Genomic DNA, 23,154 nt, shown 5'->3' with positions numbered 1-23,154 from the left:
GGTCTCTCATTAGGCAATTAGAATTCTTGCGTCGATACAAATAGTTTCGTTATCGTCCACTTGTTCGCCGGACTGGCCGGCGTGGACAATGGGGGCGATCAGGATGGCTGGATCGACAGCTCTCGATCTCTTGAAGGCGCTGGCTACCGACAACAGCTTTCGCAATCAGTTGAACAACTCTGGCATGCAGGAGAAGCGGGATCTCCTGCAGCGTTACGGCTTCGCTGGGATCACTGCTTCCGATCTGCGGACGGCGACCTCCGCCCTTTCGAATGGGCAGGGCAACACTGCTCAATCCAGCACGCGGGAGACCGTGGACGGCCGCGCGATTGCCGCGGTTCAGGTCGCGGGCAGCGCCTCCGCCATCGAGACCGTTGACGGCCGCATGATTGCCGCAGTTCAGGTCGCGGGCAGCACGTCCGCCATTGAGACCGTTGACGGCCGTGCGATTGCGTCGGTTCAGGTCGCGGGCAGCACCTCTGCCATCGAGACCGTTGACGGCCGCGCGATTGCCGCAGTTCAGGTCGCGGGCAGCACGTCCGCCATCGAGACCGTTGACGGCCGTGCGATTGCGTCGGTTCAGGTCGCGGGCAGCACGTCCGCCATTGAGACCGTGGACGGCCGTGCGATCGCCGCGGTTCAGGTCGCGGGCAGCACCTCCGCCATCGAGACCGTTGACGGCCGCGCGATTGCCGCGGTTCAGGTCGCGGGCAGCACCTCTGCCATCGAGACCGTGGACGGCCGTGCGATTGCATCGGTTCAGGTCGCGGGCAGCACCTCTGCCATCGAGACCGTGGACGGCCGTGCGATTGCGTCGGTTCAGGTCGCGGGCAGCACCTCTGCCATCGAGACCGTTGACGGCCGTGTGATCGCCGCGGTTCAGGTCGCGGGCAGCACGTCCGCCATCGAGACCGTTGACGGCCGTGCGATTGCGTCGGTTCAGGTTGCGGGCAGCACCTCTGCCATCGAGACCGTGGACGGCCGTGCGATTGCAGCGGTTCAGGTCGCGGGCAGCACGTCCGCCATCGAGACGGTGGACGGCCGTGCGATTGCAGCGGTTCAGATCGCGGGCAACGCGGCAATGATCGAAACCCTCAGTGGACGGGTGCTGATGCCGGTCACCGCCAATGTCGAAAGCTGCAGAATAGGCGGCGCGAAGGCGGCGTAACCTGCTGAACAATGCGTGAAGCGACCTTCGGAGGGGTGAGTCTGAACCGCCGTAATCTCGGACCGGTTTGGCCAAGTTTCAGGCTTCGTCCATTGCCTCAATGATTGGTTGTTTCAGGCAAGGCTAATGCGTCAGTGTCGCTGTCGACTTGTCATGAGCGGCGGCGCTGGCGCATTGCATTCGATACCATCGTGTGCGGATTGGCTCTTGCGCCGCCTCGGTTGCCGGAAACCGCCTGTAATCTGTTGAGAGGTACAATATTTCCGTGGCAATTTTCTCGATTGCCTATGCTAACAGTATGACCATTGCTTCCCATTAGTAGCAATCAAATTGGCAGACCGGTTGCAGGAGGGCCCTATGGCCAGCGAACAGGCAATTGACCTTATTAAGCGTCTCGCGACGGATGGCGGTTTTCGGGATCAACTGAATGCGTCGGATGCTGCCGGTAAACAGGCGCTACTGGCGCAGAACGGCTTTGCCGGCATAACGGCGGACGATGTCCGCGGCGCTGCAGCCGAAGCGTTCGGCAGCCTGTCCGGCAAGGGCGGGGTCGATGTCGGCAATGCGGTCGAATCGATCGCGACCGCCGCCTCCGCTGCCGCCGCCACGGCTGCAGCGGCCACTGCCGCCACCGCTGCCACCGCTCAGGCCGCCGCTGCGACGCCCGCTCCGTCCTTTGCCGCTGCCGCCACCGCTGCGCATGCTGCCGCCGCGACTCCGGCGCCGGCCGCTCACGCCGCTGCTGCAACTCCGGCTCCGTCCTTCGCTGCCGCCGCCACCGCTGCGCACGCTGCCGCCGCGACTCCGGCGCCGACCGCTCACGCCGCTGCCGCGACGCCCGCCCCGTCCTTCGCTGCTGCTGCCACGGCTGCGCACGCTGCCGCCGCGACTCCGGCGCCGGCCGCTCACGCCGCTGCTGCAACTCCGGCTCCGTCCTTCGCTGCCGCCGCCACCGCTGCGCACGCTGCCGCCGCGACTCCGGCGCCGGCTGCCCACGCCGCTGCCGCGACGCCCGCTCCGTCCTTCGCCGCTGCCGCCACCGCTGCTCACGCTGCCGCTGCGACTCCGGCGCCGGCTGCCCACGCCGCTGCCGCGACGCCCGCTCCGTCCTTCGCTGCCGCCGCCACGGCTGCGCACGCTGCCGCCGCGACTCCGGCGCCGACGGCCGCTGCTGCCGCGACGCCCGCTCCGTCCTTCGCGGCCGCTGCCACCGCTGCGCACGCTGCTGCTGCGACCCCGGCTCCGTCCTTCGCCGCCGCTGCCACCGCCGCTCATGCGGCTGCCGCGGCTCCGGCCCAGTCCTTCGCTGCGGCGGCCACCGCCGCCACGGCGCAGGCGGCGGCTGCCAGCCCGGTCCCGTCGTCCGCTCCCGCCAAGGACAGCGACGGTTCGGCCGAGGCGTGATGTCGACGCGCGGCGGCGAGAGCGTTCCGCCGCCGCATCGATCCGTTCCCCGGCATCGTCCGGCCCCACCTGCCCGTGGGACCGGACGATGCCGGGGGTTGACCGTTTGAGCCGGAGCTGAGAGCCTGATCGAGCCCATGCCCAACAGCGCGATTCCCGCACAAGCCCCGTCCTTCGCGACGGCCGTCCCGCCCTCCGGCCCGGATGGAATCCGGTTGGGCGACACCGTTCACCGGGCGGCCAAGCGCTTCTTCCTGGGAACCCACCGCACGGCGACGCCCGAGGAGACGCTGGCGAGGATCTCACCGCACTTCGCGCGTTGCGGCATCACGCGCCTTGCCGACGTGACCGGCCTCGACCGGTTGGGCATCCACACCGTTCTGGGGCATCGGCCGAACAGCCCGACCCTGTCCGGCAGCGCCGGCAAGGGCTTCAGCCTTGCCGCCGCCACCGTGTCCGCGGCGATGGAGGCCATCGAGTTCCATCATGCCGAGACGATGAAGCTTCCCTATGTGGAGGCCAGCTGGAACGACCTTCCGGCGGATGCGCGGATTCCCGTGGACCGGCTGCCCGGCACCAAGAACGGCGCCTTCCGTCCCGACCGTCCGGAATTCTGGACCTGGGGTTGGGACCTGATGTCAGGCCGGACGATCGCGGCGCCCTGGACGGCGGTGGGGCTCTACAGCAATCCGGTCGCCCGGCCGGGGCTGCGCAGCTTCTACGCCATGGGCACCAACGGGCTTGCCAGCGGCAACCACATCCTGGAGGCGGTCGCCGCCGGTCTGTACGAGGTGATCGAGCGCGACTCGGTCGCCTGCTGGCGCTATGTCGGCGAAGCGCTGCGCTGGGCCACGCCGCGGGTCGATCTCTCGACCATCGATGCGCCGTCGGTGCGCGACCTGCTGGAGCGTTTCGACAAGGCCGGCATCGTGCCGCTGCTGTTCGACGTCACCACCGACATGGGGGTGCCGACCTACATGGCGATGGTCTATGACCGCGACGCCCGCAAGACCGGCATCCACCGCGGCTACGGCAGCCACCTGGAGCCGGCGGTCGCCATGTGCCGCGCCCTGACCGAGGCGGTACAGTCGCGGTTGGTGCTGATTGCCGGGTCGCGCGACGACTTCTTCCGCCGCGACCTGATCCGCAACCAGAACGCCGACGGCACGGCGGAGATCGCCGCTCTGGAAAGCACCCCGGCGCTTGTCGACGGCCGCCGCCACGCCAACCTGTCCACCCCCACCTTCGAGGGCGATATCGCCCTGCTGCTGGACGTCCTGCGCCGCTCGGGCATCGGGCAGGCTCTGGTCTTCGACCTGACCCAGCCGGAGATGGGGATCCCTGTGGTGCGGGTGGTGGTGCCGGGCCTGGAAGGCTACCAGTTCGACTTCTACACCCCAGGCGCCCGCCCGCTCGCCTTCGCGGAGGCGCTGAAGGCCCATGCTCCCAGGCCGGTGGCCGGGGCAATGGCATGAGTGGTGGCGGCATGAGTGGCGGATCCCGCATGAAAATCTGTGTCTTCCTCGGCCCGACGATGCCGCTGGCCGATGCCAGGGCGCTGCTGCCCGGCGCGGTCTATCTGCCGCCGGCCGCCCAGGCCGACATCCTCAGCGCCATGACCATCCACCGGCCGGACGCCATCGCGCTGATCGACGGCGTCTTCGGCCAGTCGCTGTCGGTCTGGCACAAGGAGATCCTCTATGCGCTGCATAAGGGGATCGCGGTCTATGGGGCTTCCAGCATGGGGGCTCTGCGGGCGGCGGAATGCCATCCCTTCGGCATGGTGCCGGTCGGCGAGGTGGCGCGGCAGTACATCGACGGCCGGCTGACCGGCGACGACGAGGTGGCGCTGGCCCATGCCGGTCCCGACGACGGCTATTTCCCGCTGTCCGAACCGCTGGTCAATCTGCGGGCCAGCATGGCCGCCGCGCTCGCGGCCGGGGTGGTCGACGCCGCGCTGCACGACCGGGTGATCGCGGCGGCCAAGGGCCTGTACTTCACCGAGCGCACCCGCGACCGGGTGTGGAGCGAGGCGGAGCTGACCGCCGCGGAGGTGGAGCGGCTGGAGCGCTTCCTGGAAAGCGGGGCGGTCGACCAGAAGCGCCGCGATGCCGAAGCGCTGCTGATCCATCTCGCCAGCCTGGTCACGCCGCCGCGCCCGGCCCCCTTCACCTTCAACGCGTCCCATTATTTCGATGTCCTGTACGAGCGCGACCGCCGCGTGTCGCACGGCGGGCACGCCGTTCCCCTGTCGGAGATCGCCAGCCACGCGGCGCTGCACCGGCCGGATTTCGAGCAGATCAACAAGGCGGCCCTCGGCCGGCTGCTCGCCATCCAACTGGCGGAGGTCGTCGGCGTCACGGTGGACCAGGCGGATATCGCGACCGAGACGCGGCGTTTCTGCACCGCGCGCCGCCTCTCCGGGCCGGAGGCGCTGGCCGACTGGTGCCGCCGCAACGACCTGACCGATGCCGAGTTCAACGAACTGATGGCGGAACTGGCGGTCGAGCGGGCGATGCTCCGCTGGATGATCCCGCGGCGCTTCCTGGCCCGCACGACCAAGCCGGTGCTCAACGAGTTGCGGTTGCGCGGCCTGTATGAGGCGACCGCCGAGGAAGCCGCGCTTGCGGAGCGCATCATGGAGCTGCATTTCGGCGATGCCAGCCGCCAGCCGACCGAGTCGGTGGAGGAGCTTGTCGCCGAGCATCTCGCCAACACGGCCTGCGGCATGGATGCGCCGGCCGATGTCTGGGCTTTTGAATGCGGCTTCAAGGACCTGCATGACCTGCGCATCGACCTGATGCGGGCCAAGCAGGTGCGCGACCTGTTCCGCCAGCTGGCGGCGGAGGCGGAAGCGGCCCTGGCGACGTCCGGGCCGGCCGGTCCGGATGCTTCCGTGACGGAGAAGGAGATGCAGGCATGACCGATGCCGTGGTGACCATCCGCGTGCCGACCCCGTTGCGCGGCTTCGTCGGCGGGCGCGATCAGGTGACGGTGCCCGGCGCCACCGTGCGCGAGGCGCTGGCGGCCCTGACCGCCGGTCAGGACGCCTTCCGTGACCGGCTGTTCACCGCTGAGGGCGAACTGCGCCGTTTCGTGAACGTCTATCTCGGCCGCGACGACGTGCGGCGGCTGGGCGGGCTGGAAGCGGCCTTGCCGGCCGGCGCCACCCTGACCCTGATGGTCGCCCTGGCCGGCGGTTGAGGAGCCTCGCGTCATGAGCATGAAGGACCGGCGCCTTGCCGACCTGCGCGCCCGCATCGTCGAAGTCACCGCTGCCGACGCGCTCGCCCTGCAGCGGGACGGTGCCCTGCTGGTCGATGTCCGCGAGGATGAGGAGACGGCGACCGGCAGCCCGGCCGGGGCGCTGCGCCTGCCGCGCGGCTTCCTGGAACTGCGGATCGAGGAGAAGGCGCCGGACCCGGCGCGTCCCCTGCTGCTGATGTGCGCGGGCGGCACCCGGTCGCTGTTCGCGGCGGAGGATCTGCTGCGGCTCGGCTATGCGGATGTGCGGTCGGTCGCCGGTGGTTTTTCCGGCTGGAAGGCTGCCGGCCTGCCGGTGGAGGTGCCGCCGCAGCTCGACGCCGCCCAGCGCGAGCGCTACCGCCGCCACCTGACCATGCCGGAGGTGGGCGAGGCCGGGCAGCACAAGCTGCTGCGCAGCCGCGTCGCCCTGATCGGTGCCGGCGGGCTGGGCTCGCCCATCGCGCTCTATCTCGCCGCCGCCGGGGTCGGGCGCCTGACCCTGATCGACGACGACCGGGTGGAGCGCAGCAACCTGCAGCGCCAGATCCTGCATGCCGAAAGCCGGCTTGGCCAGCGCAAGGTGGAAAGCGGCCGCGCCGCCCTGCTGGACCTCAACCCGACCATCGAGGTGGTGTCGCACGACACGAGGCTGGAGGCCGCCAATGTGCTGGACCTGCTGGCCGGACACGATGTGGTGGTCGACGGGTCGGACAATCTGCCGACGCGCTATCTGGTGAACGACGCCTGCCTGCGGCTGGGCGTGCCGAACGTCTACGGCGCCATCTTCCGCTTCGAGGGTCAGGTGTCGGTGTTCGGCGGTGCGGCACCGGGGGTGCGGCCCTGCTATCGCTGCCTGTTCCCGGAACCGCCGCCGGCCGAATACGCCCCGTCCTGCGCCGAGGCCGGCGTGCTGGGCGTGTTGCCCGGCGTGATCGGCACCATCATGGCGGCGGAGACGATCAAGCTGCTGCTCGGCCTCGGCGAACCGCTGGCCGGCCGTCTGCTGCTGTATGATGGACTGCGCGGCGAGTTCAACGAGATCGCGGTTCCGGTCGATCCCGACTGCCCGTCCTGTTCGGCCGGTGCGCGGCCGGACCTGAGCGACATCGCGGCGGTGTGCGCGGGGTGACGGAGTCCGGCCGCCGGTTCCCTTTTTCCGCCATCGGCCACCAGATGGCAGATGGCCGGAAAAGGGCGTCAGGCGGCCGTCTTCTGGACGATGACGTTCTGGACCAGCTTCTTCAGGGCGACGAAGTCGACGGGCTTGGTCACCAGTTCGATCGCGCCGATGTCCAGGGCGCGGCGGCGGTTTTCGGTGTCGCTATAGGCGGTGACCATGATGACCGGCACATGCGGGGCTTCCGCGCGAAGGCGCTGCAGGAAGTCGAGACCGCTCATTCCCGGCATATTGATATCGCTGAGGACAAGAACAGCTTCCGGTTGCAGGCCCGTCCCCAGACTTTCAAGCGCCTCTTCTCCAGAAGACGCGAAGTGAAGCGCCAGTTCGCCACGGCGCAGTTCTGCGCGAAAGCGCTGGCGGAACAGATCCTCGATATCCGGTTCGTCATCGACGACGAGGATTCCCAGGGTCATGTCTTTCGGCGCTCCCCTAGCGACATGGCCGTCACAGTCCGTGGCAGCGTGATCGTAAACTCGGCGTGCTCGTTTTCGATGCTGGATACGTCGAAACGGCCCCTGTGTTGATGTACCACGATGTCGTAGCTGAGTGAAAGACCTAACCCGGTTCCTTCCCCGGTAGGCTTCGTGGTGAAGAATGGCGTGAAAAGCTTTTCGATCACTGCGGGAGACATGCCGACGCCATTGTCCCGTATTCTTATGGAGACGTCCGCTCCTCTCGTCTCGGTTGTGACCGTCAGCGTCGGCTCGTAGGCGGGATCGTTGCAGGTCAGTTGCCGTTTGCGGATGGCGTAGAAGCTGTTCGTGAACAGATTGACCAGCACGCGCGAGATGTCCTGCGGCACCAGCTTCACCTCGCCCACCGCCGCATCCCATCGGCGCTCCAGGGTCGCGTTGAAGCTGCGGTCCTGGGCGCGCACCGCATGGTAGGACAGGGCCAGTGCCTCCTCCACCAGGGCATTCAGGTCGGTGGTCTGCCATTCGCCGCCGCCGCCGCGCGAATGGGCGAGCATGCTCTTGACGATGTTGTCGGCCCGGCGGCCGTGGTCGGCGATCTTGCGCAGGTTGCTCTGCAGGCTGTCGACCAGCTCGTCCACATCGGTGCGGGTCGCGCCGTCCAGATGGTCGTTCAGCGGCCCCAGCAGTTCCAGCAGCTCGTCCAGCAGTTCGCTCGACAGTTCGGCGAAGTTGTTGACGAAGTTCAGCGGGTTCTTCAGCTCGTGGGCGATGCCGGCGGTCAGCTGGCCGAGCGAGGCCATCTTCTCCTGGATGATCAGCTGCTGCTGGGTCTCGCGCAGCTCCTTCAGGATGGCCTCGGCCCGCTCCTTGGCCAGGCGAAGCTCGTCCTCGATGCGCTTGCGGTCGGTGATGTCGTGGTGGGTGATGACATAGCCGCCGTCCGCCCGCGGCGCCGTGCGGATGTCCAGCGTGCGGCCGTGGGGGACCCGGCGTTCCGAATTGATGACCCCCTTGACCAGGAAGCGGGTGCACAGCTCCGCCACTGTCGGCTCGCGGGGCACGTCGCCATAGTCGCCGCGGCTGTGGTTGTAGTTCAGCACCACCGAGACCGGCGTGCCGGGCGGAAACATGCCGGGTGGATAGTCCCACAGACGGTAGAATTCGCTGTTGGCCCCCTGCAGCCGCAGATCGCAGTCCAGCATCAGCACGCCGTTCGGCATGGCGTCGATGGCCGTCTGCAGCAGCCGTTCCTGCTGCGGCAGGTCGGCGTTGGCGGCCTGCGGACGCATCTGCGTCAGGGTTTCCATGATCGCGGGCATGCCGCCCCAGTCGACCGGCTCCAGCAGCTGGTCGAACCACTGAGTGCTGGTGTCGGCGCGGTAGCGGTTGATCCGCCGCGCCAGCGACCCGCTTCGCCCGTCGAGGCAGCGGACGTAGGCGTCGCGCTCGGCCTCGTGCGCATCCTCCGGAACCAGCGACAGGGGGCCGGGCAGGGCCAGCACCTGACCCACCGATTCATAGCCCAGCAGGCGGGCGAGCGAGGTGCTGCAATGCAGGATCCGGTCGCCGGTGTGGACGATCTGGCCGGGCATCGCCGCGACCAGCTGGTCGTGGTAGATGCGCCCCCGCTCCATCGATTCCTCGAGCGGCTCGAAGGGCGGGCGGACCGAGGCCGGCAGCTGTTTCAGGATATCGTCCATGGCGATGGCCCCGTTGGCGTCACTGCGTTTGGTGGGCTGCGCGGTTCCGGCGATGGCGCAGGGCTTCGCCGGTCAGGGGGCGTCCAGCGGCAGCCGCAGCACCACGCAGGTTCCGCGGCCGGGTTGGCTGTCGATGTCGATCTCGCCGCCCAGCTTGCCGGTGACCAGATTGAAGACGGCATAGAGCCCCAGCCCCATGCTGCCGGCGCCGCGGCGGGTGGTGGTGAAGGGCTGGAACAGCCGCGGCTGGATGTCGGGAGGGATGCCGCAGCCGTCGTCGGACACGCGCAGCTCCACCCGCTCCTCGTCCAGCATCCGCACTGAAACGGTGACCTTGCCGGGGCGGCGAAGCGTGTCGTCCCGCTGCCCGCCATCGTCGGCACCGGCCGCGACGGCAACCGGCTCCGCTTCGAAAGCGTGGGCGAAGGCGTTGGTGAGCAGGGCCAGCAGCACCTCGGTCAGTGCGCCGGGGTAGGTGTCGAGCGCCAGCCCGTCCGGGCATTCCAGGGTCAGCTGGTGCCCGGCGGCGGCCGGCTGAACCTGCACCGCCAGCACGATGTCGGACAGGTAGTCGCGCAGGCCGACGCGGCTGCGCGGCGAACTGGCCTTGCCCTCCGTCACCAGCTTCAGGCTCTGGATCAGCGCGGCGGCGCGTTCGATGTTGGCGACCAGAAGTGTGGAGACCTCGCTGGCGGTGCCGACATAGTCCTGGAAGTCGCTCTTGCGCAGCTGGCCGCCCTTGAAGGTCATGATGATCGCTTCCGACGCCGTCTGCAGGTGGGTGGCGGCGGTCAGCGCGATGCCGACGGGGGTGTTGATCTCGTGCGCGACCGCGGCGATCAGCTGGGCGATCACCGCCATCTTCTCCGCCCGGATCAGGTGGGACTGCATGCGCTCCAGGTCGGCCAGCGCCTGTTCGGCCGAATCCTTGGCGCTGCGCAGCGCCTCCGCCTGCACCTTGCGCTCGGTGATGTCGTAGAGCCAGACGATGAAGACCGGCTGGTTTTCGTAATTGGTGCGGTCGACGGACATCGCCATCCACACTGTCCGCCCGTCCTCGCGCAGGTAATGGATCTCGTCGGAGGGAGGCACGGCGCCGGGTGCCCGGTCCGGCAGCCGTTCCCGCACATGGCGGAACAGGGTGGGGGAGCAGCGCTGCTGCATTGTCTCTGCCGGCACGCCGAACAGGTCGGTGCAGCGCTGGTTGCAGTAGAGCAGCTCGCCGGTCTCGGTGATGATCGACACGCCGATGGGGCTGCCGTCCAGCACCCGGCGCAGGCGGGCGGCCTGGGCGCGCGACGCAGCCTCCGCCGTCCGCGTCTCCTGCAGCGCGTCGCGCAGCCGCCGCACGGCGCGGCAGGCCTCCAGCGTCTTGTGGATGGTGGCTTCCAGGTCGCTGAAATCGATGGGCTTGATGATGAAGTCGAAGGCGCCGCGGTTCATCGCCGCCCGCACGTTGCCCAGGTCGCCATAGGCCGAGACCATCACCGCGCGGATGTCGGCGTTCACCTGCGGCAGATGGTCGAGCAGGGTCAGCCCGTCCATCCCCGGCATGTTGATGTCGCTCAGCACCATGTCGATGTCGGGCCGGGCGCGCAGGGTCGCCAGCGCCTCCTGTCCGTCATGGGCGAACAGGAACTCCAGTTCACCGGCGCGGACGGCGCGACGGAAACGCTGCATGATCAGCGTCTCGACGTCCCTCTCGTCGTCGACAACCAGAATTTTTCCCATTCCGCCTTCCTACCGCCAACCCGTCCGACCGGCGGACCGTCCCACCGGACCCGTGCCGCAACCGGATCCGGGCGCTCCACCATAAGCGCGGATCGTTCGAACGGGAAGCACCGTGGCGTACGGTGCCCCATCGGTTGTATGGCACTGTTGCCGCAAATCCGGATCGGGCCGCAAGACGGAAATCCCCCACTCGATTATCGCACGCGGTCGGCGGGCAGGATAACACGGGATTGCAATGCGGCGAGACGGTTGTGAATGGGCTGTCGCAGATCAGCCGGCGGCCTCCCGCGGTAGCGGTGCAAGCGGTAGGGTGAACCAGAAGGCGGCACCCTTGCCCGAATCGGCGTCCAGCCCGGCGGGGGCATCCTCTACCCCGATCCGGCCGCCCAGATGCTCGACGATGCGCTTGGCGATGGCGAGCCCCAGGCCGGTGCCGGCCGGCTTGCCGGTCAGCGTGTCGCCGGCCTGACGGAAGCGCTCGAACACCAGCTTGCGGTCCTTCGGCGCCACGCCCGGGCCGCTGTCGGTCACCGTGACGCGCAGCATTCCCCCGTCCGGCCGGGCCTCCAGCCGGGTCCGGCCGCCGGAGGGCGTGAACTTCGCGGCGTTGGACAGCAGGTTCACCACCACCTGGATCACCCGGTCCTCGTCGCCGCGCACCGGCGGCAGGTCGCCGGGAATGTCCACCGACAGGGCGATGCCGCGCTCCAGGAACAGCGCCTCCGTCGCCGCGACGGCCTGGCCCAGCAGGGCCGACGGGGCGATCGCCTCGATCCGCCAGTCCAGCGCCCCGGCCTCGATCTTCGCCATGTCAAGCACCTGGTTGATCAGGCGGGTCAGCCGCTCGCTCTCCTTGATGATGATGGCCAGGAATTCCTGCCGCTGCTCCGCCTCCAGGTCGGGATCGTCGTGCAGGATCTCGCTGAAGGCGCGAATCGAGGTCAGCGGCGTGCGCAGTTCGTGCGTCACGGTGGACAGGAAGTCGTCCTTCAGCCGGTCCAGCTCGGTCAGCCGTTCGTTGGCGGCGCGCAGCGCGTCGGTGGCGCGTTCCAGCTCCGCCGTCTTCAGCTCCAGCTGGCGGCTGTGGGCGATGACGTCGCTGGTCTCGTCCAGCATGCGCAGAAGCTCCGCCGCCTCCACCCCGCCCGCCGAGACCGAGGAGGCGAGCGCCACCCGCGCCGACGCCCCGCCGATGGCGCCGGCCAGCAGCCGTTCGGCCAGCCGCAGCCGCTCCGGCCCCGCCGGCTCGTCCGGGTCGGCACCGGCGAAGGCCTGTTCGGCGCGTTGCGGGCCGAGGAAGCGGGCCACCACCCGGGCGAGATCGCCGACGCTGGCAGCACTGCGCCAGTCCGCCGCCGAGGTCGGCGGCAGGGCGGCGGACGCCGGCTCGAACACATCCACGAAGGCGGCGGCCTGTGCCCGCTCCGCCGCGTCCGGCCGGTCGAACAGCGACAGCCCGACATAGGCGCCGATGTTGGCAAGGGCGCTCCAGAACAGGGCATGGGCCAGCGGGTCCCAGCCCTCCAGCCCGAACAGCGCGTAGGGGCGCAGCGCCGCGATGCCCCACGGCCCGTCGGCGATGAAGCTGCCCGGCAGCCAGCCCGACCGCGCGAAGCTGGGCAGCAGCAGCGTGTAGGCCCAGACCAGCGTGCCGGCCGTAACCCCGGCGATGGCGCCGCGCCGGGTCGCCCCGCGCCAATAGAGCCCGCCGATCAGGGCCGGGGCGAACTGCGCCACCGCCGCGAAGGAGATCAGCCCGATCGACACCAGCGCATAGGCCGATCCCGCCAGCCGGTAATAGCCGTAGCCGAACAGCAGGATCGCGACGATGGCCACCCGCCGGACCATCAGCAGAAGCGGCGCCGGATCGGCCGAACGCGCCAGCGCCGCCGGCCGGAAACGCAGCAGCACCGGCACCACAAGGTCGTTGCACAGCATGGTGGACAGCGCCACCGTCTCGACCACGATCATGCCGGCCGCCGCCGACAGTCCGCCGAGGAAGGCCAGCAGGGCCAGCCATTCCGCCCCGCCATGCAGGGGCAGGGCGACCACGAACAGATCGGGGTCCACCCGCCCGCCGAAGGTCAGCAACCCCGACAGCGCCACCGGCAGGACGAACAGGTTGATGAGCAGGAGATAGAGCGGGAACAGCCAGACGGCGCGGTCCAGCTGGCGCTCGTCCACCGATTCGATGACCATCACCTGGAACTGGCGCGGCAGGCACAGCATCGCCGCCGCCGACAGGATGGTGGTCGTCACCCAGACCCCGGACGCCGCCCCTTCCAGCGCGATGTCGCCGTCGAACAGCCGGGCGAGGTCGGGGACGGCGCCGGCGGCGGCGAACAGCTTGTCCAGCCCGCCGTGCAGGCCCCAGACCACGAAGATCCCCACCGCCAGGAAGGCGACCAGCTTCACCAGCGATTCTAGCGCGATGGCTGCCACCATGCCGGGGTGATGCTCCGCCGCGTCGATCTGGCGGGCGCCGAAGACGATGGCGAACAGCGCCATCACCGCGGCGATCAGGAACCCCTGGTCGAGCACGGGCGCCGGTGACGCCTCCAGCCCGCCGCCGGTCAGCGCGTCGAAGCTGACGGCGACCGCCTTCAACTGCAGGGCGATGTAGGGAGTAACGCCGACGGTGGCGGTCAGCGCCACCAGCCCGCCCAGCAGGGGGCTGTGGCCATAGCGGCTCGCCAGAAAATCGGCGATGGAGGTGATGCGCTGCGCCTTGGCGATGCGCAGGATCTTGCGCAGGACCAGCGGGGCCAGCAGCATCAGCAGGGTGGGGCCGAGATAGACCGGGAGGAAGCCGATCCCCATTGTCGCCGCCCGCCCGACTGAGCCGTAGAAGGTCCAGGTCGTGCAGTAGACCGCCAGCGACAGGGCGAAGATGGTGGGCGAGGCGATGACGCCGCGACCCGCCGCCTCCCGCCGGTCGGCCCAATGGGCGATGGCGAACAGGGCGCACAGATAAGCCAGCGCCGCGACCAGGACCGTGCCCCAATCGAGCCCGACGTCCATGCCGCCCCCTCTCCCTACCGGGTCCGGCCGGCGAGCGCCGCCAGCAGGATCACCGCCGCCCAGATGCCGAAGACCCCGGCATAGAGGGCCGGCACCCCAAGGATCGTGCCCTCCACCCCGAACAGGCCGAGCAGCGGCGGGCTGAACAGCACGGCGGCCAGCAGGAACAGCCCGGCCATACGCTCGCCGCGGCGGGGGGCTGGCGGGTCCTCGCGGGCCGGCGCGCTCAAAGGCGCGTTCCCGGGCGGCGAGTTCGACCAGGATGTTGGCGCCGCGGATGGCGTCGTCCAGCGTCCGCACGTCGCGCTCGCGCAGCATCTCGATCATCCGCAGGAAGACCGCGGCGGTGACCAGACTGTCGCCCAGCGCGGTGTGGCGGTCGACCACCTCGATGCCCAGCCGCTCGGCGATGCCGTCCAGCGTGTGGTCGCCGTCGTTGCCCAGCAGCATCCGCGACAGCAGCATGGTGTCCAGCACCGGGCAGTCGAAGGCCACCCCCGCCGCCCGTTCCTTCATCTTCAGGAACTTCAGGTCGAAGGCGGCGTTGTGGGCCACCATGACGGCGCCGGAGACGAAGCTGCGGAACTGCGGCAGCACGGCGTCGATGGTCGGCTTGCCGGCCACCATGCCGTCGGTGATGCCGTGGAAGGGAACCGATTCCGGCGGGATCGGCCGCTTGGGGTCGACCAGCGTGTTGAAGGTCTCCCCCGTCAGGATGCGCCCGCCGACGACGCGGACCGCGGCGATCTGGATGATCTCGTCGCCGGTGCTGGGCGACAGGCCGGTGGTCTCGGTGTCGAACACCACGTAATGCAGCCGGTCGAGCGGCGTGCGGCCAAGCTCGCTGGTCGCCAGTGGCTGGTGCAGCAGTCCGAAGTCGAAGAATTCCGGCCGGGCGCCGGCCCGCGGCCGCGGCTGGGCGGAGCGCGGCGACTGCGCCGGCGGCAGCGGCACGCGCAGCCGAGCCCGGCCGGCCGTCCCGTCGGGACCCGGCAGCGGCTCGCTCCAGGCGGTGCTGCGATGGTGCTGCAGCACGTCGCCGGCGCTGAGTCCCCCCAGCCCGCCCGGCAGCGTCTGGTCCAGCCAGCCATCCAGCGTGGCGCTGGGCACCGCCACCCCCTCCCACACCAGATCCAGGTAGACCCAGCGGTCGCCGTCCTGCGGCCCGGCGGCCTCCAGGTCGAAGGCGGTGGCGCCGGTCAGGCCGTGCACCTTCTCGATCAGATAGGCGAACAGCAGGACCAGCCCGTGGCTGTCGCCATGCACCCATTGCGGCAGGCCTGTCAGCGTGACGGTGGCGGTGGACGCGGTTCCCACCCGGTGGGCCACGAGGCCGATCAGGTTGTTGGAGTGGATGTCGCTCATCGGCCAGCTGCCGGTGACGACGCTGCGGTAGGCGGCGCTCACCTGCTCCAGCCGCCGGGACAGGCTGTCGCAGGATTCCAGCATCGCGCTTTCGAAGGCGGCGCGGTCGCCGGGGCCGAGGTCCGGCGCGTCGTACAGGGTCTCCACCGCGGCGCGCAGGTTGGCGATCGGGGCACGGAACCCCTCCGTCGCCTCGCGCAGCAGGGCGTCGCGCTGGCCCAGCGCCGCCAGTTCGCTGGTGGCGTCGGACAGGGTCAGCACATAGCCGGTGATGATCGGGCCGGTGATGACCGGCGGCTCCTCCGATCCCGGTTCCGGGTCCTGCAGGATGGCGCTCATCCGGCCTTCCAGCAGGATGCGGCCGTCGGTGGTGGCGCCGACGAACTGGGCGGTGGTGCCGTGCTCGTGGTTGACGTGCCGCCCTTCGCGCACGCGCAGGGAAAGCCGTTCCAGCGTGTGGGTCAGCGGCTCCGCCACCACGAAATGCAGCAGCGAGCGGCCAAGCCCCAGCTCCCCCGTCAGGTGCAGGATGTCGAGGGCGGTCTGGTTGTAGAGCAGGATCTGGTGCCGCGTGTTGCAGACCAGGACGCCTTCATGCAGGTCGCGCAGCACGGCGGCGAGCTGGGTCTTCTGCTCCTCCGCCTTGGCGGTCGAGTCCGCGACGGTGCGGGCGATGTCGCGGCGGACCTGCGCCAGCTTGTCCGACAGGTCGTTGACCGCGCGGGCGATGGGCTGCAGGTCGCCGTAGCGCGCCAGCGGCACCCGGCCGCCGACCGTGCCCTCCGCGTTGCCGTGGGCGATCAGCCCGGCTTCCCGGCTCAGCGTTTCGGCGGCGCGCAGCAGATAGCGGTCGACCGCCAGCCACAGCCCCCACACCGCCGCGGCGCAGGCCGCCGTCATCACCACGGCATAGGTCAGCAGCGGATCCGCCGCGTCGGACCCGCGCACCGCCATCGCCAGCCCGACCGACAGCGCCACCAGACCCAGCCCGGCGGCACGGAAGGCCAGCGGCACCATGCGGCGGGGCTGGGGAGCGGCGCCGGTCATGGGTGCGGCCTTGATGCCCGTCACGGCGCCGGCTCCACGCTGCCGGCCGCAGGCAGGCCCAGATGGCGGCGGACGGTGGTCAGCAGGTCGCGGGTGGAGAAGGGCTTGGTGATGTAGTCGGTGGCGCCCAGCGCCAGCCCCTTCTGCCGTTCGACGTCGCGGCTGCGCGCCGTCAGCATGATGATCGGCAGGGATTTCCAGGCCGGATTGGTCCGCAGCGTCTGGCAGACGTCGAAGCCGTCGCGCTTCGGCATCATGGCGTCGAGCAGGATCAGGTCGGGGGTGAAGCTCTCCACCGAGCGGAGCGCCTCGTCCCCGTCGCGGGCGATGCGCACGTCGAACCCGGCGCGCTGCATGAGAACCTGGAGCGACAGGACGATGCTGGGTTCGTCGTCGACGACCAGGATGGTCGGCTTCATGGCGGGCGTCCTCCGGTACGCCGGTCTGCTGCCGGCTTCCCAAATTTGTGGCCGGGGCAATGCATTCGTGCCCTGGAATGTCCATGGTACGAGCAAAGAGAAGCGGGGATCAAGCGGCACCCCCGGCTCCCCCGACCAAAGAACGGGGGGATCGGCCCAAGAAAAAGCCCGGCCGCGACCAAATGTCGCCGCCGGGCTGCCGCTTGCATGACAGGTTGTCGCAGGGATGAGGACCGGTGCCGTGACGCCGCCGGTCCGCCGGGGGGTCAGCGGGCGGTTATGACGACCGGGTTGAGCCCCATCTTCGATTTCAACTGCTCAGCCTCGCGCCTTGCTGCGGCCTGATCGGCGAATCCGCCGACGCGCACCGCCCGCCAGGAGCGGTTGGAACTGTCGGTCCAGTCCACCGTATAGGCCTGGAAGCCGCCGCCCTGCAGCCGCTGCGCCAGCGAATCGGCATTCGCCGTCACCGAGAAGGTGCCGACCTGTACGGTGTAGCGCCCGGCCGGTGCCGAAGCCGGCGGGGTGGCGGCCTTGGCCGGGGGCCTCGCTTCGCCGTTTGCGGACGGGGGCGCCGATGCCGCCGCCGGGGGAGCCGGCGGGGCGGCCGGGGTCGCGGCGGGGGAGGCTGCGGCGGGCGGGCGCTTTGCGGCCTCCTTCGGCGGTGCCAGCATCGCCTGGAGGGAACCGGTGTCGGCGGGCTCGCCGGCTGCCGGCTGTTCCGGCTTCTGGGCGGCCGGCGGCGGAGCGCTGTCGGCCGGCGCCGCGACGCGCGGTTTCGGCGCGGTGGCGGGGGCGGTGGCCGGAACGGGCGGCGGTTCCGGCACCTTCAGCACCGGCGGCGGGCTGGCGGGCAGGGCGGCGACCGGCGGCGGCGGCGCGGAGGACGCGGCCAGCGGAGCGGCCGGCGTTGCCGGAGCCGCCTGGGTGGGCGAGGTCTGGGTGGGAGGCGTCTGTGCGGCCGGCGCGCCGTTGGTCGCGGCGCCGGGCGCTGCCGGATTGGCCGGCCCCGTGCTTTGCGGCGTCGCGTTTTGCGGTGCGCGGGTGATGGCGGGAGCCGGCACCATCGGCGCCGAACCGTTGGATGCGGTCGTCACCGGCTCCGGGTCGCCCGATCCGAAATAGACGACGCCGACGGCGATGCCGCCCGCGGCCAGCAGGGCCAGCGCGATCTTGCCGAGCGGCAGGCCGCGGCTTGCCGGCTCCTCGTCGTCGTCGTCGACCTCGTCCTGCTGATCGGCGTGCAGATCCTCGTTCAAGGCACGAAGCAGCTTGGCGATGTCCTCGTTCTCCGGCGGCGGAGTCTCGGATGGTTTGCCGTTTGCTTTCATCTCGTCCTTGAACGTCGGTGTCGTCAGGGTGGGAGCCTGCCGGGGCGGTGGCTTGAGCGTCACGGTCGACCTGCGCTTGCCCGTCATGGCGGGCCGGCTGGAAACAAGAAGGGGCCTTCCGGCGGCGGTTCCGCGGAACACGGACCGGCTGCGGAAAGCCCCTTCTCTTTATCGTATTTTCCCGCCTCATCAAACCGCCAAGCGGTCGCGCCCGGCGGACGGGCGATGCAAAAGAAGGGACTGCCGTCCTTCAGGCGCCGGTCAGCCCTGATGCGGCTTGGCCGGGTCCACCGGCTGCGGCTGGGTGGCCGCCGGGGGGCGGTCGTGGCGGCCGCCGGGGGCACCGGGGCCGGCGTGACGGGCTGGGCGGCGGCCGGCTGGGCGGGTGCCGGGTTGATCGCGGCGGGCGGCGTCTGGGCGGTGGTCTGGGAAGCGGTCTGGGCCGCCTGCGTCTCCTCCTCCTCGTCCTTCAGGCCGGACTTGAAGGCCTTCACGCCCTTGGCGATGTCGCCCATCACGCTGGGCAGCTTGCCGGCGCCGAACAGGAGAAGCACGATGATCAGAACGATCAACCAGTGCCAGATGCTGAAACTGCCCATCGATCAATACCTCTGCAAATCGGTCGGAACGCACGACGTCGCGGTCGCCACCAATGTGAGTGCCCCTTCCGCGCCGCACAAGAGGCGTGCGCCGAAGGAAGCCGATTATCGCGGCGCCGTCAGGCGGCCGGCCCGCTTTCCGCCGGCTCCTCCGGCAGCTGGTGGCGCATGATCAGCGGCGCCTGGAAGGCGCTGAAGACCAGGGTCAGCGGCATGATGCCGAACACCTTGAAGTTCACCCACATGTCGGTGGAGAAGTTCCGCCACACGATCTCGTTCAGCACCGCCAGGACCAGGAAGAACCAGGCCCAGCGGATGCCCAGCATGCGCCAGCCCTCGTCCGACAGGCTCAGCACGGTGCCCAGCAGCCGCTTCATCACGTTGCGGCGCATCGCATGTGCGACGAACAGCACCGAGGCGAACAGCAGGTTGACCAGGGTCGGCTTGATCTTGATGAACAGGTCGTCCTGCAGCCACAGGGTCAGGCCGCCGAACAGCAGCACGAAGCCTGCGCCGACCACCGGCATGATCGGGATGCGGCGTTCCAGCCGCCAGGACACCGCGACCGCGATGGTGATGGCGACCATGAAGACCGCGGTGCCGGTCATGATGCCGGCCTGGGAATTGGCGACGAAGAAGGCGGCCAGCGGACCGGCCTCGATCGCCAGGCGTGCGAACTGGTTCATTCCCCTGACATAGCCCGAACCGGCCGCCCGTGAAAGGGGCGAATGGTGGCGGGCAGGGCATTCGGACGGATGATGCCGGCCGCTCAGAACTGCGCCGACAGCCGGAGCGAGCCGTAATTGGTCAGCGACTTCTGCCCACGGAACTCCGGCGTCTGCAGGGTTTGGGCATAGGTCAGGCCATAGCGGCCGTAGCGCAGGGTCAGTCCGGCCTGCACGCTGCCGACGAAGGGATGCTTGTCGACCGACCGGCTTTCCCGGAAGCTGTTGCCGTCCAGGAAGATGTTGCGCGCCACCGCCCGCCCTTCGGCGCTGGCGTAGACATACCAGGAAAAGCGCCCCGGCCGCTCCGAATAGGGGGTGTCCTGGTAGGGGATGCTGGAAGTGGGGCGGGTCACCAGGGCGCCGACAGGCGGCGGCATGTTGCCGCCCAGCCGGACCGTGCTCCCCACCGCGGCGAAGGTCAGCACGTTGCCCAGGCTGCCGGCGACATGGGGGCTGAAGTCCCACTCCAGCGGCCCCAGCGTGTTCGGCCTCTCGCCGCGCCAGACATGCTCGTAGCTCAGCACCACGCCCGGCTCGTCGCGCAGCTGGTAGTTCCAGCCCTCCGGGTAGGTGGCGCCGCCGACGATCTTGTGGACGGTCTTCTGCGTCTGCTCCGCCAGCGAGGACGGCCCGACCATGCCGAGGTCGAGGTCGATGCGGTCCACCGCCGTCGGCGCCTCGTTCAGCACCGAAAAACGGCCATAGAGCCAGCCGGCATAGGGCCGGTCGGTGGGGTCCGGATTGCGGGCCTTGAGGTTGCTGGGCGTGTAGATGTTCTGGCCGAAGGCGAAACCGTAGCGCCGCACCCCGCCGGGCTCGATCCAGGGCACGAGGTTGGCCAGCCAGTCGATGTTGCCGTAGGTTGGCCGCGCACCGGAGAAGTAATAGAACTGGAAGCCGTTCGAGTAGTAGCGGTCGGTCCCGCCGCCGAACAGGTCGTTGTCGATCCAGAAGCCGATGGCGGGACCGGACGTTGCCGGAGCGTCGGCGGGGGAAGGGGCGGTCTCCTGAGCCGTCGCCGCCGATGCGGTCAGCAGCAGGGTTGCGAGTGCTACGGCCAATGCAGGGCCGCTGTTCGTCACCATTCCGGCACGCTCCATCCGTTTCGCAGGGTAACGGATGGAGAGGGAGGGTGTTGCGCTGCGGTGCGGCTTCTTTGGGGGTAGGGGTGGGGAGGTGTCGGCTGGCGAATGCCCCCACCTATCCTCCCCCGCTCTCAGCGGACCTACGGTCCGCCTGCCGCGTCAGCACAAAGCATAGCTTTGTGCGAGAGCTGGGCGGGGGAGGGACTGCCGCCGCTCTCCCGAACAAGCACTTAATCCCCTCTCCCGCCTTGGCGGGGAGGGTTAGGGAGGGGGCATCGCCAGCCGACACCTCTTCAGCAATGCCCTTACACTCCCGCCCGCAACGCCTCCACCGCCTCCTCCAGCGTCATGTCGATCCGCTTGATCCCATGCAGCGCCAGGAAGCGGGCCTCGTTCTTCGACAGCTCGCCGGGGATCACCGCCCAGTGGCTGTCCGAAGAACGCTTGGCGATCTGCCGGGCGAAGGTGCGCTGGATTTCGTGGTCGAAGCGGCAGCCCAGGAACAGGAAATGGCGGCCGGCGCGGCGGTCCTGGACGATGGCGGGGATCGGGGTCTGGATGTCGATCTCCGTGAGGATCTCGACATAGTCGCTGTCGGAGATCAGGTAGTTGCCGGCCGGCGTCACCGCCCCCGACGGCTTGTACAGCACGGTGTCCCAACCGGCCGCCGCATCGGCCGTCGTCTCCGCGCCGTCGGGGGCGTAGTAGCGCACCCATTCGCCGGTCGATTGCGGGTGCGACACCCCTTGGATCTGGCCCCAGGTCCGGTCGGCCGCCGCACTCAGCAAACTGTCGAGCACATTGTCGTACCAGACGTCGACCAGCAGCGGCGGCGCGGGGATCGCCGCCAGCAGGGCATGGACCGGGGTCGCCGGCACGGTCTGGCGGAAGATCTCGTTGAGGATGGTCTCCAGCGTCTTGCGGTGCTTGCGCGTCTCGATGAACTGGGCGACGGCGGTCAGGTTGGAGCGGATGCGGCCGGGAGCGGCGACCTTAGCGTTCAGGCGCTGCACCAGCTCCGCCGAGTTGCGCGGGATCGGGCACTGGTCGGGCGGCAGCAGGGCGAAGGCGCCGGGACCGAGATAGGGCACCACCTGCCGCGCCGCCAGCGCCGCGGCGATGTCGGCCAGCGCCGCCGCGGCGTCCGGAACCGTGACGGAGTCGGAATCGGGTGCAAGCGTGGTGACGGTCATGGATGCCTCTTCCCTTCGGGTCTTCACAGATAGATCGCGGCGCCGGCGCCGGTGTTGACGCTGGCGTCCTTCAGCGTTTCCACGATGAAGGCGACCTGATCCCGGGTGATCTTGCGATGCAGCGGCAGGGCCAGAACGCGGTCGGCCGTCTTGGTGCAGACCGGGCAGGCGCCGCGGCCGGCGCGCTCGTCGCCCAGCGCTTCGATGTAATATTGCTGGGTGTGCAGCGGCTGGCCGTAGTCGCTGGCGTCGATGTCGTGGGTGTCCAGATCCTCGATGATCGACCGTCGCCCGGACGCGGTGAAGCGGGTGCCGAGATGGACGCAATAGACCATCGGGTTGACCACCTCCGCCCCCGGCCCGCGATAGGGCGGCTTGATCCCCTCGAAGCTCGCCATCGCCGCGTCGTAATAGGCGATGACCAGATTGCGGCGGGTCAGGATCTCCGGCAGGCGCTTCAACTGCACCAGGGCCAGCGCGGCGTTCAGGTCGCTCATCCCCGCCTGCCAGGGCAGGGTGCGGGTGATGACCACCGTGTTGCGGTGTTCCGTCTCGCGCCGGCGCATGTAGCGCAGCCGGTGGGCGAGGTCGCGGTCGTCGGTGACGATCATGCCGCCCTGCCCGGCCAGCAGGATGCCGGGTTCGGAAAAGTCGAAGACCGCCGCGTCGCCGAAGGTGCCGACCATCTGCCCCTTGTAGGTGGAGCCGATGGCCTCGCTCGAATCCTCCAGCAGCAGCAGGCCCTTGGCATCGGCCAGCGCGCGCAGCTCGTCCCAATGGGCGGGGTGGCCGTTGACGTTGGCGGCCAGGATCGCCCTGGTCTTCGGCGTGATAAGCGCCGCCGCCTTCTCCGGGTTGATGGTGTGCTGCCAATAGTCGATGTCGACCAGCACCGGTGTGGCGCCGGACAGCGCCACCGCATGCTGGACCTGGTGCCAGCCGAAGGGGCTGCACAGCACCTCGTCGCCCTCGCCGATACCGTAGCCCTTCAACATCAGCAGCGTCGCCATGGTGCCGCTGGACAGCGCCACCGCATGGTCGCGGCCGACATAGGCGGCGAAGGCGTCCTCGAACGCCCGCACCATCCGCCCATCGCTCAAGGCCCCGGAGGACAGCAGGCGGCCGAGCATCTCGACCTCCGCGCCCGAAATGTCGGGGTCGGTCAGCGGGATGTAGTCGTCGGCGTCCTCATCATCCGGGGCTGCGGGGTCCCATGCTGCGGCGGCATCGCTCATTCACTCGTCCTCGTCCCGTTGGGCGATCACGACGCCGGTGGCAAGCTCCGGCTTGTCGGTGATGAGCCAGCAGTGGTTGTTGCCGTCCACCAGATGCAGGTCGAAGCCCGCCTCCTCCCGGAAGGGATCCTCCGCCATCACCGCGGCCATGGCGCCGGTGACGGTCTTCAGGTCCGGGTTTGCCTCGCGCACGCCGCGGACCACGGCGTCGAGATTGCCGCCCCCGGCGAACAGCCGGCCGGCCAGCGTGGCGATGCTGTCGATGCGCTCGGGCGACAGGGCCATG

General features: G+C 69.6%; 17 protein-coding genes and 1 pseudogene. 6 read left to right on the top strand and 12 right to left on the bottom strand.

Annotated elements, in window-relative coordinates; genetic code table 11:
- Positions 1-103: 103 nt before the first annotated feature.
- The 6 genes from AB8P05_RS06105 to moeB all read left to right on the top strand — a co-directional run bounded on the left by AB8P05_RS06105 (position 104) and on the right by moeB (position 6,947).
- Positions 104-1,168: a hypothetical protein gene (locus AB8P05_RS06105; RefSeq protein ID WP_472759190.1), complete on the top strand. Its 1,065-nt coding sequence runs from the start codon at positions 104-106 to the stop codon at positions 1,166-1,168.
- Positions 1,169-1,525: 357 nt separating this feature from the next.
- Positions 1,526-2,572, top strand: a complete 1,047-nt coding sequence (locus AB8P05_RS06100) for a hypothetical protein (protein WP_472759189.1) — start codon at positions 1,526-1,528, stop codon at positions 2,570-2,572.
- A 215-nt stretch (positions 2,573-2,787) separates the two neighbouring features.
- The gene (locus tag AB8P05_RS06095; RefSeq protein WP_472759188.1) at positions 2,788-4,047 is read left to right on the top strand and encodes a YcaO-like family protein; all 1,260 of its coding nucleotides are present in this window, start codon (positions 2,788-2,790) and stop codon (positions 4,045-4,047) included.
- 29 nt (positions 4,048-4,076) lie between these two features.
- The gene (locus AB8P05_RS06090; RefSeq protein ID WP_472759187.1) at positions 4,077-5,495 is read left to right on the top strand and encodes a TfuA-like protein; all 1,419 of its coding nucleotides are present in this window, start codon (positions 4,077-4,079) and stop codon (positions 5,493-5,495) included.
- A complete protein-coding gene (locus AB8P05_RS06085) occupies positions 5,492-5,776 on the top strand; it encodes a MoaD/ThiS family protein (RefSeq protein ID WP_472759186.1) in 285 nt (94 codons plus the stop codon). Before AB8P05_RS06090 ends, AB8P05_RS06085 begins: the two co-directional genes overlap by 4 nt.
- A gap of 13 nt (positions 5,777-5,789) precedes the next feature.
- Entirely contained in the window at positions 5,790-6,947 is a 1,158-nt protein-coding gene (gene moeB / locus AB8P05_RS06080) for a molybdopterin-synthase adenylyltransferase MoeB (protein WP_472759185.1), read from the top strand.
- A gap of 68 nt (positions 6,948-7,015) precedes the next feature.
- Here the strand turns inward: moeB and AB8P05_RS06075 are convergent, their stop codons facing one another.
- From AB8P05_RS06075 to AB8P05_RS06020, 12 genes and pseudogenes are all read right to left on the bottom strand, one after another.
- On the bottom strand, positions 7,016-7,411 hold the full coding sequence (locus tag AB8P05_RS06075; protein WP_455172351.1) for a response regulator: 396 nt from the start codon (positions 7,409-7,411) through the stop codon (positions 7,016-7,018).
- Entirely contained in the window at positions 7,408-9,114 is a 1,707-nt protein-coding gene (locus AB8P05_RS06070; protein WP_472759184.1) for a PAS-domain containing protein, read from the bottom strand. The genes AB8P05_RS06075 and AB8P05_RS06070 overlap by 4 nt, the downstream gene beginning before the upstream one ends.
- A gap of 72 nt (positions 9,115-9,186) precedes the next feature.
- Entirely contained in the window at positions 9,187-10,845 is a 1,659-nt protein-coding gene (locus AB8P05_RS06065; RefSeq protein WP_472759183.1) for a PAS domain-containing sensor histidine kinase, read from the bottom strand.
- Positions 10,846-11,115: 270 nt separating this feature from the next.
- Positions 11,116-16,302 carry an exonuclease domain-containing protein gene (locus AB8P05_RS06060; RefSeq protein WP_472759182.1) on the bottom strand — a complete coding sequence of 1,729 codons (5,187 nt, stop codon included), beginning with the start codon at positions 16,300-16,302 and terminating at the stop codon, positions 11,116-11,118.
- Positions 16,299-16,697, bottom strand: coding sequence for a response regulator transcription factor (locus tag AB8P05_RS06055; protein ID WP_455172345.1), 399 nt, complete (start codon positions 16,695-16,697; stop codon positions 16,299-16,301). The genes AB8P05_RS06060 and AB8P05_RS06055 overlap by 4 nt, the downstream gene beginning before the upstream one ends.
- A gap of 266 nt (positions 16,698-16,963) precedes the next feature.
- Complete coding sequence (locus AB8P05_RS06050) at positions 16,964-18,028, bottom strand: SPOR domain-containing protein (protein WP_472759181.1); 1,065 nt, start codon at positions 18,026-18,028, stop codon at positions 16,964-16,966.
- Between the two features lie 311 nt (positions 18,029-18,339).
- Positions 18,340-18,627 (bottom strand): annotated as a pseudogene (locus tag AB8P05_RS06045) (twin-arginine translocase TatA/TatE family subunit); the annotation flags it as partial.
- Positions 18,628-18,746: 119 nt separating this feature from the next.
- Complete coding sequence (locus tag AB8P05_RS06040; RefSeq protein WP_472759180.1) at positions 18,747-19,313, bottom strand: septation protein A; 567 nt, start codon at positions 19,311-19,313, stop codon at positions 18,747-18,749.
- An 83-nt stretch (positions 19,314-19,396) separates the two neighbouring features.
- On the bottom strand, positions 19,397-20,440 hold the full coding sequence (locus tag AB8P05_RS06035; protein ID WP_472759179.1) for a lipid A deacylase LpxR family protein: 1,044 nt from the start codon (positions 20,438-20,440) through the stop codon (positions 19,397-19,399).
- Positions 20,441-20,745: 305 nt separating this feature from the next.
- A complete protein-coding gene (locus AB8P05_RS06030; RefSeq protein WP_472759178.1) occupies positions 20,746-21,633 on the bottom strand; it encodes an SIR2 family NAD-dependent protein deacylase in 888 nt (295 codons plus the stop codon).
- Between the two features lie 23 nt (positions 21,634-21,656).
- The gene (locus AB8P05_RS06025) at positions 21,657-22,868 is read right to left on the bottom strand and encodes a DegT/DnrJ/EryC1/StrS family aminotransferase (protein WP_472759177.1); all 1,212 of its coding nucleotides are present in this window, start codon (positions 22,866-22,868) and stop codon (positions 21,657-21,659) included.
- Positions 22,869-23,153, bottom strand: a complete 285-nt coding sequence (locus AB8P05_RS06020; protein ID WP_472759176.1) for a hypothetical protein — start codon at positions 23,151-23,153, stop codon at positions 22,869-22,871.
- Between the last annotated feature and the right edge of the window lies 1 nt (position 23,154).

It is taken from the genome of Azospirillum sp. VT-I1 (assembly GCF_055698305.1).
This window is presented reverse-complemented; position numbering and strand designations above follow the sequence as displayed.